Origin of the sequence: Pseudomonas sp. JV241A (genome assembly GCF_900275665.1) — a bacterium.
GTDB lineage: Bacteria > Pseudomonadota > Gammaproteobacteria > Pseudomonadales > Pseudomonadaceae > Aquipseudomonas > Aquipseudomonas wadenswilerensis.
In genome coordinates, this window is record NZ_OPYO01000019.1 from 64,226 (window position 1) to 80,675 (window position 16,450).

Annotated in this window: 14 protein-coding genes; 5 read left to right on the forward strand and 9 right to left on the reverse strand. The window is 62.0% G+C overall.

Annotated elements, in window-relative coordinates:
* Positions 1-207 precede the first annotated feature (207 nt).
* From JV241A_RS11830 to JV241A_RS11850, 5 genes are all read right to left on the reverse strand, one after another.
* Entirely contained in the window at positions 208-1,461 is a 1,254-nt protein-coding gene (locus tag JV241A_RS11830) for an OprD family porin (protein ID WP_115089550.1), read from the reverse strand.
* A 92-nt stretch (positions 1,462-1,553) separates the two neighbouring features.
* Positions 1,554-2,942, reverse strand: coding sequence for a tripartite tricarboxylate transporter permease (locus tag JV241A_RS11835; protein ID WP_115089551.1), 1,389 nt, complete (start codon positions 2,940-2,942; stop codon positions 1,554-1,556).
* The gene (locus JV241A_RS11840) at positions 2,939-3,415 is read right to left on the reverse strand and encodes a hypothetical protein (protein WP_134062648.1); all 477 of its coding nucleotides are present in this window, start codon (positions 3,413-3,415) and stop codon (positions 2,939-2,941) included. The genes JV241A_RS11835 and JV241A_RS11840 overlap by 4 nt, the downstream gene beginning before the upstream one ends.
* Before the next feature lie 58 nt (positions 3,416-3,473).
* Positions 3,474-4,385 carry a hydroxymethylglutaryl-CoA lyase gene (locus JV241A_RS11845; RefSeq protein ID WP_134062650.1) on the reverse strand — a complete coding sequence of 304 codons (912 nt, stop codon included), beginning with the start codon at positions 4,383-4,385 and terminating at the stop codon, positions 3,474-3,476.
* A complete protein-coding gene (locus JV241A_RS11850) occupies positions 4,385-5,671 on the reverse strand; it encodes a hydroxymethylglutaryl-CoA reductase, degradative (protein ID WP_134062652.1) in 1,287 nt (428 codons plus the stop codon). Before JV241A_RS11850 ends, JV241A_RS11845 begins: the two co-directional genes overlap by 1 nt.
* 137 nt (positions 5,672-5,808) lie before the next feature.
* Between JV241A_RS11850 and JV241A_RS11855 the strand changes: the two genes are divergently transcribed.
* A complete protein-coding gene (locus JV241A_RS11855) occupies positions 5,809-7,179 on the forward strand; it encodes a PLP-dependent aminotransferase family protein (RefSeq protein ID WP_134062654.1) in 1,371 nt (456 codons plus the stop codon).
* A 74-nt stretch (positions 7,180-7,253) separates the two neighbouring features.
* Positions 7,254-7,841 (forward strand): hypothetical protein, encoded by a 588-nt coding sequence (locus tag JV241A_RS11860; protein ID WP_115089556.1) that lies wholly within the window; start codon positions 7,254-7,256, stop codon positions 7,839-7,841.
* A gap of 42 nt (positions 7,842-7,883) precedes the next feature.
* Here JV241A_RS11860 and scpB read toward each other — a convergent pair whose 3' ends face one another.
* Positions 7,884-8,687 carry a methylmalonyl-CoA decarboxylase gene (gene scpB, locus JV241A_RS11865; RefSeq protein ID WP_134062656.1) on the reverse strand — a complete coding sequence of 268 codons (804 nt, stop codon included), beginning with the start codon at positions 8,685-8,687 and terminating at the stop codon, positions 7,884-7,886.
* Between the two features lie 127 nt (positions 8,688-8,814).
* Here scpB and JV241A_RS11870 point away from each other — a divergent pair, with 127 nt between their 5' ends.
* Positions 8,815-9,750, forward strand: coding sequence for a LysR substrate-binding domain-containing protein (locus tag JV241A_RS11870; protein WP_115089558.1), 936 nt, complete (start codon positions 8,815-8,817; stop codon positions 9,748-9,750).
* On the opposite strand, the gene JV241A_RS11875 is transcribed toward JV241A_RS11870, so the two are convergent.
* On the reverse strand, positions 9,751-11,103 hold the full coding sequence (locus JV241A_RS11875) for an SLC13 family permease (protein ID WP_134062658.1): 1,353 nt from the start codon (positions 11,101-11,103) through the stop codon (positions 9,751-9,753).
* Between the two features lie 80 nt (positions 11,104-11,183).
* The gene (locus tag JV241A_RS11880; RefSeq protein ID WP_134062660.1) at positions 11,184-12,707 is read right to left on the reverse strand and encodes a malonyl-CoA synthase; all 1,524 of its coding nucleotides are present in this window, start codon (positions 12,705-12,707) and stop codon (positions 11,184-11,186) included.
* A 249-nt stretch (positions 12,708-12,956) separates the two neighbouring features.
* Between JV241A_RS11880 and JV241A_RS11885 the strand changes: the two genes are divergently transcribed.
* On the forward strand, positions 12,957-14,048 hold the full coding sequence (locus tag JV241A_RS11885) for a bifunctional transcriptional activator/DNA repair protein Ada (protein ID WP_134062662.1): 1,092 nt from the start codon (positions 12,957-12,959) through the stop codon (positions 14,046-14,048).
* Between the two features lie 35 nt (positions 14,049-14,083).
* Here the strand turns inward: JV241A_RS11885 and JV241A_RS11890 are convergent, their stop codons facing one another.
* Positions 14,084-15,271, reverse strand: a complete 1,188-nt coding sequence (locus tag JV241A_RS11890; RefSeq protein ID WP_134062664.1) for an MFS transporter — start codon at positions 15,269-15,271, stop codon at positions 14,084-14,086.
* 134 nt (positions 15,272-15,405) lie between these two features.
* Here JV241A_RS11890 and JV241A_RS11895 point away from each other — a divergent pair, with 134 nt between their 5' ends.
* Positions 15,406-16,317, forward strand: a complete 912-nt coding sequence (locus JV241A_RS11895; protein ID WP_177414865.1) for a LysR family transcriptional regulator — start codon at positions 15,406-15,408, stop codon at positions 16,315-16,317.
* The last annotated feature ends 133 nt before the right edge of the window (positions 16,318-16,450 follow it).

The following is a 16,450-nucleotide window of genomic DNA, read 5'->3' on the forward strand; positions in this document are numbered from 1 at the left end:
GGCAGTCCGGCTAGTAGAAAGCATTATGGCTGCCGGCACCGATTTCCAGGCCGGAACCCTGACAATACTTGTTGGCCAACGCCATACCGTTCACGTTCATATCGACTCGTATTCCCTCTGAAAATAAATGCCAAACCGAGCATCTGGCCCACGCAACGAGGCTATCGGCAGGGATGGAAAATAGTTGAGCCATCCCCGCCGCCCGGCCTACAGAAACTTGATCGGATAATTGACGATCAAGCGGTTCTCATCAATGTCGTAGGTACTGAAGTCCCGGCGCAGGGTCGAATTGCGCCAGCGCACCGACAGGTCCTTGAGCGGGCCGCTTTGGAAAACGTAAGCCAGCTCCGACTCACGCCCCCATTCCTTGCCATGGTCGGTGGCGCTGGTGTGCACATGGTCACCGGACAGGTAGCGGTTCATCAGGGTCAGGCCCGGCACGCCCAGTACGACGAAGTCAAAGTCGTGACGCAGTTGCCACGAACGCTCGTGGGCGCTGTCGTAGCTGGAGTTGTAGGTATCGTTCGCCAAGGGGTAGCCGGCCGTGCCGTTGACCCGCATCCAGCCGGTCTCGCCATATACCCGCTGCAAGCCCAGGGAGAAAGTCTGCCCGCCGGTTTTGGCGGAAAGCATCAAGGATGCGGTTTTATTGTCCATCTGCCCGGCTTTCGCCGAACCGTGTTCATCGCCAAGAAACAGACCCAGGTTGGCACCCAGCCGCCAGGTGCCGACGGCCTGGCTATGGATCACGTTCAGGTATTGCTGCTGGTAGATATCCTCAAGTTGGGCATACCAAAGGCCCACCTGCGTGGCCTTGTCATTGAACTGGTACTCGCCGCCGGCGAAGTTGAAACGGTCCGAAGTGGCGTCGGGGCGTCCGCTCATGAACAGGCGCTCCATGCTGGCGTCGTTACGCGGGCTGTTGCCGCGAAACTGGCCGGTATAGAGGGTCAGGTTCTCGATTTCCCGCGAGGTGATCTGCGCCCCGCGAAAGGTCTGTGGCAATGAGCGGCCGTCATCGGAGCGCAGGATAGGCAGCAGGGATGCCCATTCACCGACTTTCAGTTCAGTGGCCGAGTACTTGGCTTTGACCGCGACACCCAGGCGGCCGAAATCGTCTGCTGGCCTGCCGCCATCGTGTACAGGCAGCAGTTGCGTACCCGCCGTGCCGCGGCCGCCGTCCAGCTTGACCGAGTACAACCCCAGCAGGTCGACGCCAAAGCCCAGGCTGCCCTGGGTGAAGCCTGAGCGCAGATCGAAAATGAAGCTTTGCGTCCATTCTTCGGCCTTGCCCTGGGGGTAGGCGCGGTCGACGAAATTGCGGTTGTGGTAGAAATTGCGCAGGTTCAGCGATGCGCTGGTGTCGTCGACCAGGCCGGCTGCCGCCACCCCAAGCGAGGCCGTCGAGCACAGCAACAGGGTCGCAAGTTCTGGTGTTTTGCCGCGTACAAGGATTTTCATTATTGTTATTTCCTTTCTATTGAGCGCAGGACGCCCTCGCAGCGCAAAGGCTGCGAAAAATGATGGTGTCCGCGGTTACGGGGGGAGGGGGGTTACGCGCCCAGCAAGGCAACCAGGGCCGGAACGGTTAGCACGGCGGTGTAGTAGCCCATGAACTGCACGCCAATGTTGAAGCCCAGAAAGCGTGAGAGAAATCCGCCCAACAGGCCAATGGTGACAATCACCAGCAAACCGAGCAGGCCCCCTTCCCAGATGCCGATCACCAGGATCAGGCCGACAAAGGTGGCGATCACCGCTTCATGGCTGATCTTGCGCGACACATAGGAGGCCGCCCGGTGCGCGTAATTCATGGTGAAGGGGTAGGCGATCAGAATGGCCACCACCACCGCCAACATGCCGTAGCCAAGAAACTCCCAAGTGCTGAGCATCGAGTGCAGGTTGTTCACCTGGCCGGTGGCGGTATCGACGCTGAAGCGCGGCGGCGCATTGAACAGTGGCGCTGCCGGGCCGGCGGCGACCGGGCTCAGGGGCAGGCCGAAGGCAATCAGCGGAATCAGGGCTTCGGCGAGGTAGGTGGATTCGGTGACGCCATTGCGCGCCGTGATGACCGTGGTCAGGCGATGGTAGACATGCTTGACCCGTGAGCCGACGGCCTCGCCCATGATCACCGTCATGGCCACCGGGCTGAACACGAAGGTAGCGCTGGAGACGATGGCGGTGACAGCCGTCCACAGGCTCTGTTTGCTGTCCAGTACGCGCAGCGGGTTGGGAAAGAACCCGCCCCAGCTTTTTACATCCGGCGACAAGGAGAACGTGCGCAGTTCCTGGCGGCGCATGGCGGCGCGCTCGGCCGGCGCGAGCAGGGAGAACAGCGCGGCAATCAACGGGCCGATGGCAATGCCGAGGAAGTAACTGACACTGAGCTTGACTCCGTACTGCGCGGTCAGGCTTTGCAGGCCGACAATCACCATGACGAAGGGTATCAAGGTCAGTACAGCGGCCAGGCGGCCTTTGGAGAACCAGGCGATGGCCACTGCCGCCAACAGGAACACCCAAGGCGCAGCGTGTTTGATCATGTCGCCGAACGGCGCAAGCATCACCGCGAACAACACCGCCATTGGCACCGCAATCAAGGCAGCAATCACCGCACCGGAAATCATCTTGCGCAGGGCAATATGCGGGACGCCCAGGTTGCGCAAGAAATTCGCCTCGCGCATGAGTGGCGTCGCCATGGTGTCGCCCGGAATACCCAGCAATGCCGTCGGTACGGCATGGGTCATGTGCTTGGCCACGGCGCCCGCCAGGAAGAACGTCAGCACACCGGCTGCCGGCACGCCCAGCAGTACCACCAGCAAGGTCAGCGGGGCGAGGGTAGTGGTTTCATCGCTGCCGGAGATCAGGCCGATCCCGGCAAATATCACCGCGCCGAGGATACCCATGCCCAGGGCGATCAGCAGCTGATCCAGCAACAGAGCGATCATGACCGGCCTCCATTGACACTTGCTGCGCGCACAACAACGGCAGGTGACACATCAGGGTTTGGCGGGAGCGCGTTCAGGCCTTTCTCGTAATCGGCGAACAGATCATAAAGATCCATCTCCCGCAGCTCCGCAATCGTCGCCGCGGGCAGGTCAGCCAGACTGCCAAGGGGGCCGAATTCGTTCTCCAGCTCCACGAGGATTTTCGCCCGCCAGGCGGGGTCTGCCAGGTGCTCGACGACATTGCGCTTGGGCTTGAACAGCGCGGCACTGATGGCGCCGCCGGCCAGGCAGCCGACAATGCCGACCAGCATCGCGTAGGCACGGGCCATCTGCAGCGACTCTACCCAACCGACCAGCAGCTGTTGCGCGGTGAAAAAGGCGCCGAGGCTGACGGTTGCGCCGATGGCGATGGAGTAGACCAGGTGGCGACCCTCCACGGTGTCGCCCCAGACTTCGAACAGTTCGGGTTTCATCTAGATTCTCCCACTGCCCTTGCGGGCTTTTATTGTTATGAACGTGAAGAGATAGCGCTTATCGCATTGTGCCCAGGCTACGTTTGGCGTGCAGGGCACGGGCTACCCTGGAGGCCGTTGGCCGGCCGAGTTCGGCACTGATGAACTCACCGGTATCGATCAGTGCCTGAAGATCGACGCCGTGGCTCAAGCCCAAGCCGTCGAGCAGGTACACCAGGTCTTCGCTGGCAACGTTGCCCGTGGCACCTGGCGAATACGGGCAACCGCCCAGGCCGGCGACCGAGCTGTCGAAGACCCGGACATCGGCCTCCAGCGCCGCATGGATATTGGCGATCGCCATGCCGTAAGTATCGTGGAAATGCCCGGCCAGCGCGCTCACCGGTACAACCTGGCGACAGGCCTGGATCAGCGCCCTGGTCGCCGCCGGTGTCCCGGTGCCAAGGGTGTCGCCCAGGCTGATTTCGTAGCAGCCCATCCCGAACAGTGAAGCACTGACGGCCGCCACGGCTTCAGGTTTGACCGGGCCTGTGAACGGGCACGCCATGACGCAGGACACGTAGCCGCGCACCCTGACGCCGGCATCGCGGGCGCGCACCATGACCTCCTGGTACTGGCGCAGGCTTTGCGCAATCGAACAGTTGATGTTCTTGTGCGAGAACGCCTCGGAGGCCGCCGCGAACACGGCAACCTCCCGGCAACCTGCCGCTATTGCCGCCTCCAGGCCTTTGAGGTTGGGCACCAGCGCCGTCCAGGTCACACCCGGGCGCACCGGCAATGCCTTGAACACTTCATCGGAACCGGCCATCTGCGGCACCCAGCGAGGCGAAACGAACGCTCCGGCCTCCAGGGTTTGCAACCCGGCGTCGGCCAACCTTTGCAGCAACCGCACCCGGGTCTGCGGCGACAGCGTCAGCGTTTCATTCTGCAGGCCATCCCTGGCGCCGACTTCGACCAGCCGTACAGCGTCCATTACTGCGCCCGCTTGTGCTTGAGCAGTTCAGCCGCTTTGTCGGCGCGCACGTCGCGGGCCTCGACCATCTGCTTGACCAGCCAGTTGACCTCTTCGCCCCGGGCGCCGGCCGATAGGGCAATGTTGCGCGCGTGCAAGGCCATGTGACCACGTTGTATGCCTTCGGTCGACAATGCCCGCAGCGCACCGAGGTTTTGCGCCAGGCCAACGGCTACGGCGATTTCGGCAAGTTCCTGGGCGGTTTTCACCCCGAGAATGCGCAGTGACAGTTGCGCCAGGGGGTGAGTCTTGGTGGCGCCGCCAACCAGCCCGACCGGCATGGGCATTTCCAGGGTGCCGACCAGATGCCCCTGGCGATCTTTTTCCCAGGTGGTCAGCGAGCCGTAATGGCCCTGGCGGCAGGCGTAGGCATGGGCGCCGGCTTCCACTGCGCGCCAGTCATTACCGGTGGCGACGATCAACGGGTCGATGCCATTCATGATGCCCTTGTTGTGGGTGGCGGCGCGGTAGGGATCGACCACGGCGAAGTTGTAGGCATCGAGGATGCCTTCGATGACTTCCTCGCCCTTGTAGGCGGCGGTGGTCAGCAGTTCAGGGGCGATGCGCACCTGTGCCCGGGCCAGGCGCAGGTCGGCCAGGTTGGAGAGGATGCGCAGGCGTACCGTGCCGCCGGTGATTTCCTCCAGCAACGGCGCCACCGCTTCGGCCATGGTGTTGACGGTGTTGGCACCCATGGCGTCGCGCACATCGACAATCAGGTGGGCGACCAGCATCGGCCCGCGTGGGCTCTGGGCGAAGGTATGCACTTCGATGTCACGGCAGCCGCCGCCGAGCGTGTTGAGCAACTGGTCCTTGCGGTTGGCCAGCTCGATGATCTGGTCTTTGCGGCGCAGCAGGCTCAGGCGGGCACTGAAGGGGTCGTCGATATCGACGATCTGTACCTGGGCACGCATCAACGGCAGCGAGCTGGAGGTCTGGAAGCCCCCGGCCTCGCGCGCCAGCTTAGCCATGAACGAGGCCGCGGCGACCACCGAAGGCTCTTCCACCACCAGCGGCACGATGACGTCGCGGCCATTGATCTGGAAGTTGCTGGCCACCGCGTAGGGCAATTCGAATGTACCGAGCACGTTTTCGATCATGCCGTCGGCGATTTCCAGCGGCAACGCGCCGGCATCGCTCAGCAGGGCAACGTCCTCCTGAGGAAGGCCAAGCACCTCTTGCAAGTGGCTCAGGCGTTCAGTGGGCGACATGGCACGGAACATGGGCAGGCGGGAGTCGATGCTCATGGGGAGGGCTCTCTTGCAGTTATTGTTGTGAGTTGGCGCCACCCTAGTCCGATCTGTTCCGGCAAAGAAGGTACAGTTTGGACAGACAGTACCTAAGCTGTACCCTCTGTGAACCAACGCATTCAGGACTCCCGACCATGGCGCGGCTGACCCTCGCAGAGCAACTGGCAGCATCCTTGGTCGAGCAGATCGGCAACGGCACCTACCGCGTCGGCGAGCGCTTGCCGTCACTGCGCGAGTGCATGCGCTTGTTCGGCCATTCGAAAAACACCGTGATCAACGCCTATGAAGCGCTGGCTGCCCAAGGCCTGGTTGAAGCGCGACACGGGCAGGGCTTCTTCGTCAAACAAGGCGCGCCGAGCAGCAACGAGGCGGAAGAGCCACTGCCTTACGAGCGGGCGATGGACACCATCTGGCTGATGCGTCAGCAGTTCGTCCGCGAGCCCGGTCATTCACCGCTGGGGGAGGGCTTCCCCCCGGTCGAATGGTTGAAGGACATGCGCCTGGACAAGTTCACCCGGCAAATCATGCGCACCGGGGTGACCACGCTGTTCCGCTATGGCAACCGGTTGGGCAACGCCAGCCTGCGCCAGCACCTGGTGCAGAAGCTGGCCAGCTATGCGATCACCGCCAGCCCCCGGCAAATCGTCACCACCCATGGCGCCAACCACGCCCTGGACCTGATCATCCGCCGCTTCATTGCCCCGGGCGACAGCGTGCTGGTCGAAGACCCTGGTTACTACCCGCTGTTCGGCAAGCTGCAACTGCAAGGCGCGCGGATGCTCGCGGTACCCCGACTGGCGGACGGCCCGGACCTCGAGGTGCTGGAGCAACACCTGCGGGTGCATAAGCCCAAGCTGTTTTTCATTCAGTCCGTTGGCCACAACCCGACCGGCTCCGATATTTCCCCCGGCAAGGCGCATCGGCTGGTGCAGTTGGCCGAAGAGCACAACTTCATTCTGGTGGACGACGATGCCCTGGCCGATTTCAAGCCGGCCTCGGCGATCAAGGTATCGGCGCTGGATCAATTGCAGCGCTCGCTGTACGTCGGCAGTTTTTCCAAGTCTGTTTCAGCGGCCTTGCGGGTCGGCTTTATCGCCGGCAGCAAGGAGGTCATCGATGAACTGGGCGATCTGAAGATGCTCCTGCACACCAGCACCTCGGAGCTGTGCGAGCGCACCGTCGACGTGATCCTCACCGAAGGCCACTTTCTGCGGCATGTGATCCGCCTTCAGGAACGCTTGAAAGCGGCCACCACGGCCGGCTTGCAGATGCTCGACGAGATCGGTGCCGAGGTGTTTGCGAGACCGGAGCAGAGCCTGTATCTGTGGGTCAGGTTTCCAAGGGTAGATGACGCCAGGGAGCTGACCCGGCAGTTGCTGCCCAAGGGCTTCATGATTGCGCCGGGGCATATTTTTTCGCCGGAGCAGGCCCGGGTGAATCCGTGGACGCGGTTGAACGTGGCGTACTTGAATGATGCCTTGCTCAAGGCGGTATTGAGCGAGTGAGCGGGGCGCCACTCGCGTTGGTGAAATAGTGGCAATTCGGTATCATTGGCGGCTTCGTTCAATAAGGAAGAACAATGCGTCCGTCGTTTTCACTGTCGTCCCTGAAACTGCCTGTTGTCTTGCTGATGACGGGCTTGATCAGCGCATGCTCCAACTATCACTACAAGCACTACCAGGCTGATTGGGCGCCGGAGTCCATGACCCCGTATGACGTGTCCAACAAGGCGGTCGATGCGCCTGAAGTGTATTTCGCAACCGTACGCTACCGGGCACTCGGCGTGCCTTATCATCGCCTGCTACTGGTGACGCATGTAGATGACCAGTTGCTCGAAGGCGCAGGGCGCCGCTCGATTCTCGACGTCTCCGGCCAGCAGGCGCTGCGGCTGACGCCAGGCAAACACTCCCTGACCTGGTGCTGGGCATCGATGAACGCGCTGGGCACCGGCGGGGCCAAGTGCGGGCTTACTGCCCGCGATGTCGAGTTCCGCGCCGGCCAGCGCTACATCGTCGACTTTTCGACCCGCGAGAGCATCAACGGCTATCCGGGGCGTGAAACCATGACCATCAGCATCGACTCCGAGATTCGAAACCTGGATACCCGGGAAGTCGTCTACCCGCCGCAGGGTGTCGGCAAGGTCATCAAGAGCCTGGAACAAGGCTGAATTCGTCGCAGCCATGCAACGCAGGTAGCCAGGCATCCGCAATCAGGCGCCAGCCCCGGTGAACACGGGGGGGCGCCGCTCCAGGAAAGCCTCGACCCCTTCACGCAGGTCACTGCTCTCGCAGGCCTGGCGGCGCAGTTCGGCGATGCGCTCCATCGCCTCCACCGGCATCGGCTGCAGGTCTTCCAGTATCCGCAGTTGTTCCTTGACCGCCTGCACCGCAAGCGGCGCCTTGGCGGCGATCTGCACGGCCATTGCAAGGGCCACGTCATCGAGTTGCTCAGGGCTGGTCAGGCGATTGATCACGCCAAACTGCAGGGCGCGGTCGGCATCGAGCGGGGACGCGCAGAAGAACATCTCCTTGAGCACATGAATCGGCAGGTTGTGCATGAAGCGCAGCAGCCCGCTGGTGGTGTAAGGCACGCCCAGATTCGACGGGGTCATGGTGAAACTGGCGCTACGGTCTGCCACCACCAGGTCACAACTCATCACCAGATCGACCGCTGCGCCCCAGACGCTGCCAGACACCTTGGCGGTGACCACGCCCGGGTAGGCACGCACCCGTCGCAGCAAGCGGTCCAGGGGTTTGCCATGAGCCACGGGATCGCGTTCCGCCAAAACCTCGGTGATGTCGTGTCCGGCGCTCCAGACGCCCTGCAGCGGATCGCAGCCGAGGATGACAACCGCGATGCGCTGTTCAGCGAAGCTGACTAACTGCTGATCCAGTGCCGTCAGCAATTCGCAACTGAGCGCATTGCGGCTGCCGGGATTCGACATCGCTATGGTGCCGACCCGCCCCTGGAGAACACTGACCGACAGTAACGGCGACACATCATTCTGACTCATTGCAGCTCCCTTCCTTTGCGCCCCTGATATCCGGCACTCAGGACTATAGTGAGTATTCTCATAGCCATGAAATATGTTATTCCTTGGCCCCGATCTGTTTTACTTATGAACCTCGCCGAGCCGCCCTATGGACCTTCGACAGTTACGCTACTTCGTCAGGGTTGTTGAACACGGCAATGTCACCCGCGCCAGCGAAGCCCTGCATATTGCCCAGCCGGCGGTGAGTCAGCAGATCCGCAGCCTCGAGCAGGACCTGGGCATGCAGCTGCTGACCCGCAGCGTGCATGGCGTCAAGCCGACTGCCGCCGGCCAGACCCTCTATCGCCATGCCCTGGACCTGTTGCGCCAGGCCGACAGCACCCGCGAGCTGCTGCGCCAGGACGCCGAAACCCCACAAGGCAAGGTGTCGGTGGCCATGCCGTCGAGCACGTCACGGCTGGTCGCCATTCCCCTGGCGCGAATGATCCGTGATCGCTACCCGGGGATCATGCTCGAACTGATCGAAGCCCCCAGCGCCGACCTGCCGGGGCTGCTGAGCAACAGACGGGTGGCCCTGGCGGTGGTCACCGATGCGGTCGAAACGCCCAGTCTGGCCTTGCAGCCGTTGCTTACCGAAGAGCTTTACCTGATGGTCTGGCCCGAGTTCGCCCTGAGCTCGAACAAAGTCTCGATTGCCGAGCTGGCGCAGATGCCACTGGTGATGCCCAGTGCGCCCAACTCGATCCGCAGCCGGGTCGAATGGGCGCTGCGCGAACACGGGCGCCCCTGCGAGATCCTCTTCGAAGCCAGCTCGACCTCGCTACTGTTTGCCGCGGTGATGGCCCGGCTTGGGGTTACCGTATTGCCGTGGTCTGCCGCGTACCTGGAACTGCATGAACACAAACTCAAAATGGCCAAGGTCGATCACCCGCAGTTCACCCGCGAGCTGTCATTGTCCTGGCATCGCGCCGATGTCATGAGCAATGCCGTGCAGAAGGTCAAAGCCGCGATCATCGAGCTGACTGGCGAACTGCGCCAGCGCCCCGAGTGGGCCCGGCAAGATGACCAGCCCCGGCCCCACTGATCACAGCACGCCGGGGACCACCAGGGTCAACCAGGCGACACAGGGCCCCAGCAAGGCAATCACAGCGCTGTAGACCAGCAAGCTGCGCAGCACTTTTTCCCGCTGCTCCTGGGGGGTGTTGGCCACCACCAGTGCGCCATTGGTGGAGAACGGGCTGGTGTCGACGATGGTGGTTGAAATAGCGATGGCCGCGACCACGCCGATGGCGCTGATCTCGCCCTTGCTCAGGAACGGCACGGCCAGGGGAATGATCACCCCGAGCAGCGCCGTGGACGAGGCGAACGACGAGACGATCGCGGCGGTGACGCACAGCAGCAAGGCCACCAGCAGCGGCTGGCCCAGGCTGGAGATGCCATGGGCGACATAGTCGATGGTGCCGATGGTCTGCATCACCCCGATGTAGGTGATGATCCCGGTGATCAGCAGCACGGTCGACCAGCTCACCTTGTCGATGGCCGCCTTCTGCGCCTTGGGCGCGATCATGGCCAGGACCACCGCGACCGTCATCGCCACCAGCCCGACATTGAACTTGAAGACCAGCGCCGAAACCCCCAGGACCAGCAAGCCGACCAGCGTCGACAGCTTGGCCCAGTCCAGGTCATTGACCGCTTGCAGCGGCGCCCCGGCACCGGTCAGGCCGGTGCGGTGGTACGCCGGGGAAGCCGGTGTGCCGCCATGGCCGAGAATCGCCAGGGATGCGCCGGCGACATGCAGGTCGGGCCCCGGGCCGACCGCCACCAGCGCCAGGCGTGCGCTGCGCAGCCCGCCAAAAGCGACGAAGACCACCATGGCGATGCCCAGATTGAACAGCAGGCTGGTGATGAACAAGGTGATCGGCGCATAGGGCAGGCCAGAGGAGGCAACGATCTGATTGGTGATGCCACCGAATATACTCACCGGCGAGAAACTGCCGCCCTGTGCACCGTGAATCACCATCAGCCCCATGAGCACGGGATTGATGCGGTACTGCACGGCAAAGTTGAGGGCAATCGGCGCAAGGATGGCCGCCACTGCCGGGCTCAGGGCGCCGAAACCGGTGAGCAGCGCCGCCACCACGAACATGACCCAGGGTATCCAGGCCACATGGCCGCGAACCAACAGCACCGCGCGCTCGATCAGCCAGTCGATGGTACCGTTGTTCTGGGCGATGCCGAACAGGTAAGTGACGCCGACCAGGGTTAGAAACAGGTCACTGGGAAAGCCGGCGAAGATGGTCGCCGGGGCCATCTCCAGGAGCAGCGAACCGACCACAAAGGCCGCGGCGAAGGCCAGCGCGCCCATGTTGATGGGCAGGATGCTGGCGATGCCGAAGATGATCACCAGGACGATGATCGAGAGCATTTCATTGTTCATTTCAACCTGACTCCCCGCGTTTGGACGGCCCCGCAGAGACCGTCCTTGTTGTTATTCTTTCGGGTTTTTTGCTGGCCGGTTCAGGCCACGCCGGGTGCGCTGAAGCGATCGCGATAAGCGTCGCGCAGCAGGTTCTTTTGCACCTTGCCCATGGTGTTGCGCGGCAGCTCATCAACGAAGATGATCGCCTTGGGTTGCTTGTAGCGCGCCAGGCGCTCTTGCAATGCGTCCAGCAGCGCCTGCGCCTGCAGCCTGATGCCCGGCTTGCAGACCACCACAGCGGTGACGGCCTCGCCAAAGTCACTGTGCGGCACGCCGATCACTGCGCTTTCGGCCACGCCCTGGAGCTGGTCGATCTCGGTTTCGATCTCCTTGGGGTAGATGTTGTAGCCGCCGGAGATGACCAGGTCCTTGCTGCGCCCGACAATGTGCAGGTAACCCCCGGCATCGATTTTCCCCAGGTCGCCGCTGACGAAGTAGCCATCGCCACGAAACTCGTCGGCAGTCTTCTGCGCCATGCGCCAGTAGCCCTTGAACACATTGGGGCCTTGGATTTCGATCATCCCGACCTGGTCGACAGCCAGCGGCTCACCCGTAGCCGGGTCGGTAATACGGATCGACACGCCCGGTAACGGCATACCCACCGTATTGGCGATGCGCTCGCCGACATAGGGGTTGGACGTGTTCATCAAGGTCTCGGTCATGCCGTAACGCTCAAGGATCGCGTGTCCGGTACGGCTGAAAAACGCGCCGTGGGTTTCCGCTAACAGCGGCGCCGAACCGGAGATGAACAGCCTCATTCGCGCGGTACTCTGCCGATCCAGGCCCGGATGCTGCAGAAGGCGGACGTAGAAGGTAGGAACCCCCATCATCACCGTCGAGCGTTGCATCAGCGCAATGATTTCGAGGGGATCGAAGCGTGAGACGAAGCACATCGAGGCACCGGCCAGCATTGCGGTGTGAGTGGCCACGAACAGACCATGGGCATGGAAGATCGGGAGCGCGTGAATCAGCCGGTCATCGGCGCTGAAGCGCCAGGCATCACACAAGGTACGGGCATTGGAGAGCAGGTTGCCATGGCTGAGCATGGCGCCTTTGGCACGGCCCGTAGTGCCGGAGGTGTAGAGAATGGCTGCCAGGTCGTCGCTGGCACGAGGCACCGCCTCGAACTCGGTCGCGGCCATGTTGACCCGTTCGCTCAAGCTGCCTTGCCCCTGTTCATCAAGGGTCTGCAGCGTAGCGCCATGCTCCAAGGCGATTGCCGACAGTGCATGCAGCGCCTGGGGGCGGATGACAAAGACCCGTGGCGTCGCATCGCCGAGGAAATAATCGAGCTCGGCTGGCGTGTAGGCCGTGTTGAGCGGCAGGTAGACAGCGCCGCAGCGCAACGTGCCCAGGTACAGCATCAGCGCATCGACGCTTTTATCGACCTGCACTGCCACCCGGTCACCCGGCAGTACACCGAGGCTACGCAAGGCGTTGGCAAATTGAGCGGAGCGCGCGAATGCCTGGCCATAAGTGAGTGGTTCGCCGGTGGGGGATTCCAGCAGCAGCGCAGCCGCCGGCGCGGACCTGAACAGGGCGTGGAACAGATTGCCGTCCATTAGGTGCATCCTCTTTCTTGTCGTTTTATTGAGTGTTGCGAGGTCAGCCGGCTATGGGGGCAGTGTATGAGGGCGTTCGAGAACTGAACAATATGAAATTCATTGGTCGCCATAGGAAGGGCTTATGGCAGTGGCTTGCTGATGCGCGCAGATCACTGTCGATTTGTCGGTGGAGACGTCGTGGTCGTCGGCTTAAGATCTTCAGGCCTGCACGTGTCTATCCCTCATCCAGGTCAAGGCCAATAGTCTATGAGCGCTTACAATAACCCGCTTCCGCCAAGACCCGAGATGGTCAGAGCGATGCTTGGCAGCGACAGCGCCTATGAAGGGGTGTTTTTTACCGCGGTGAAAACCACCGGGATCTTTTGCCGCCCGACCTGTGGCGCGCGCAAGCCAAAGCCTGAAAACGTCGAGTTTTTTGCCCAGGCGAACGAGGCCATGGCCGCCGGCTATCGGCCATGCTTGCGATGCAAGCCTTTGGACCTGGCCGCGTCGGCGCCAGAGTGGGTCAGGGGGCTACTCGCCGCTGTGTCGGCATCGCCTGATGTTCGCTGGAGCGATGCTGAACTCATGCAGCGTGGTATCGACCCCCTGCGCTTACGCAGGTGGTTCAAACAAAATTTTGGCATGACCTTTCACGCCTGGCTCCGTTCTCGCCGGCTGGGCATAGCGTTAGGCCGTATTGTCGTGGGAGAAACCTTGGATGACACCGCGTTTGATTCAGGGTACGAATCACTCAGCGGTTTCAGGGATGCGTTCAAAAAAACCTTTCAAATTACCCCTGGCAAAGCGAGCGAGACGTCGCTCCTGCTTTACCGTCACCTGACCACGCCCTTGGGCCCGATGATTGCCATGGCGGAGGAACGAGGCCTGGTGTTACTTGAGTTTCTAGACCGCCCGGCGCTCACCGCTGAACTCGATGAATTACGCCTGCGCTATGGGTATTCGATTGCGCCGGGCGAACATCGCCATATTGAGCAGATAGACCTACAGCTCAAACAATACTTTGATGGAAAACTGAGAAATTTCTCGGTGCCCCTGCACATGCCAGGCAGTTCTTTCGACCGGCTTATCTGGGGAGCGCTATTAACAATCGACTATGGGACGACCTCGACCTATGGTGCCATCGCTCGGCGCATCGGAAAGCCGGGTGCAAGCCAAGCGGTAGGCAACGCAAACGGGCATAACCGTTTATCCATCGTAGTTCCCTGCCATCGTGTGCTGGCGAGCAATGGTGCGCTCGCCGGATATGGAGGAGGCCAGCCACGCAAAGAATTTTTGCTGCGTCTGGAAAAGGCGGCCTTGCAGATGACGCAGCAGCAAGCCTTGCCATTGGCCTAGCGGCTGGTCACAGATGACGCTGCTGCGCTATGCCTTCACTCGACGTGCGCAGCGCCAGTGAAACGCATGGACGGCAAGCACCTCTGCCAGCCCAGTGTCATCAGTGCCAGCAGCGCTGCGACGAGCCCGACCCAGGCGAGGCTGGCCAGTCCCCAACGGCTCAAGGCGACAGCCCCGAGCATCGAGCCTAAAACAACACCTGCGTTAAAGGCTGCGATGTTGAGGCCGGAGGCCACGTCCAGCGCCTGCGGTCGATGGCGGCGGGCCAGGCTCAGGATGCGCGCTTGCAAGGGCGGAATAGCGCCATAAGTGGTCAGGCCGAGCGCCATGACCAATACCAGCATGAGCAGAAAACTGTCTTGCGCCATCCCGATCAATGCCAGCACCAGGGCTATGCCACCCAGCACCCAGAACGAGGCACGGTCCATGCCGATACGATCGCTCATGCGCCCGCCGACCATATTGCCAACCGCCGCACCCAGGCCATACGCCAGCAAGACTGCACTGATACGACGAGTATCGGCATGCGTCACCTGTAACAGCAATGGCGTAATGTAGGTGTAGAGCGCGAAAGAGCCGGTGTAGGACAACAGCGGCAAGCTGGCGCCTGCCAGCAAACGGCGGTCGAGCAACACGGACAATTGGCGCCGGCCTGGGTTGTCGCCGGTGATATCGCCTGCACCTGCCGGCATCCAGCAGGCCACACCCAGCGCCCCCACCAGCCCGCAAAGCGCAATCAGGGCGAATACCCACTGCCAAGGCAAGACGCTGCCTAGCCACGTGCCTGCCGGTACCCCCAACGCCATCGCGACGGTCACACCGCCGAATACCAGCGACAACGCCGCCCCGGCACGTTCCGGGGCCACAAGCCGCGTCGCCACGCTGGACGCCACGGCGAAGAACACACCGTGCGCCAACCCCGACAACAAGCGGGCCGCCAACAGTTGCGGCAGCTGCGTAGCCAGCGCCGCTATCACGTTGCCCACAGTGAAAATCAGCATCGCGGCTACCAGCAGGCGCTTACGAGGCCAGCCTGCAGCCATGGCCGTCAGGACCGGCGCACCGATCACCACACCCGCCGCATATAGCGTCACTGCCAGCCCGATCTGCGCCGTGCCAGCCTCCAGGCTGCTGGCCAGCGAAGCGGCAAGACCAATACTGATGAACTCGGTAAATCCGATAGCAAACGCGCAAAGGGTAAAAATGTAGATGGCGACAGGCATGTAGTGACTCCAGGGCAGGCTTCATCGCCGGTAAGGCACGAAGGTGATGACTCAGCCGCCATTCTGGGAAACCTGAACTTATCCAAAAAGGAGTAGATTGGTGAAACATTTGTGATGATCTGGAACAAATAGCAATGCGCAACATGGATGATTTGGCGGTATTCCTTAAAGTCGTGGATTGCGCTGGTTTCTCTGCAGCCGCGCGGATGATGGACCTTGCACCTGCCACGGTGAGCAAGCAGATTGCACGGCTGGAGCAGGAGCTGGGCGCTCGATTGTTCGAGCGAAGTACACGCCAGTTGCGCATCACCGACGAAGGTCGAGCCGTCGCCGAACGCGTTCGTCCAGCCCTGGCGTTACTGGCTGAGGCTGCCGAAGTCGCCAGGCAAGGCGTGCAGACGCTCACCGGAACGATACGTCTGACGGCGCCTGTCCCCCTCGGTTCGCGCTATGTGGCACCAGCGATCGCCCTGTTCCGTGAGCAGCACCCGCAGGTAGGATTTGACCTGCGATTAAGCGATCACGTCGTCGACCTTTACGATAGCGACCTCGACCTGGCCGTGCGGGTTGGCGCACTGGCCAGCTCGCGCCTCATCAGCCGCCGGCTCGCTGAAAGCCGGCGCATCCTGGTGGCAGCACCCAGCTACCTCCGGCAGATGGGATTGCCTGCCGGCCCAGGCGAGCTACACCAGCATCGCTGCCTGTTGTTCTCCTACCCAGGCCTTCGGCAAAACCACTGGACGCTCCGGCACGAAGGTCCAGGCGGCGACACGGAGCTCGTTGAGGTTTCGGGCGAGTTGCGCAGCGACAACGGCGACGCACTCAGGGCTTGGAGCAGAGCCGGGCTGGGGATCTCGTTGCGCGAGACCTGGGACGTCGCCGACGAACTGCGCAGCGGTGAGTTGGTACGTGTGCTCCCAGAATGGGAGGAGCCGGCGGTGCCGATTCAGGCAGTCCGTGTGCAACGTTCGTTAGTCCCGCGCAGGGTCAGCGCGTTCGTGGACTTTCTCGCCAGTCATTGGTGTTCGCCACCTTGGGAGCACTAGGGTTTGTACGAAAAGTCTAGGCCTGACCCGGGTTGCCCGCTCATTGACAATGAAGCTTCCGTGAATCTATCTTTCATTCAATAGATTAATTGAATGAAAGATAAGACCGATGATGGGCTACCGATTCACCAAG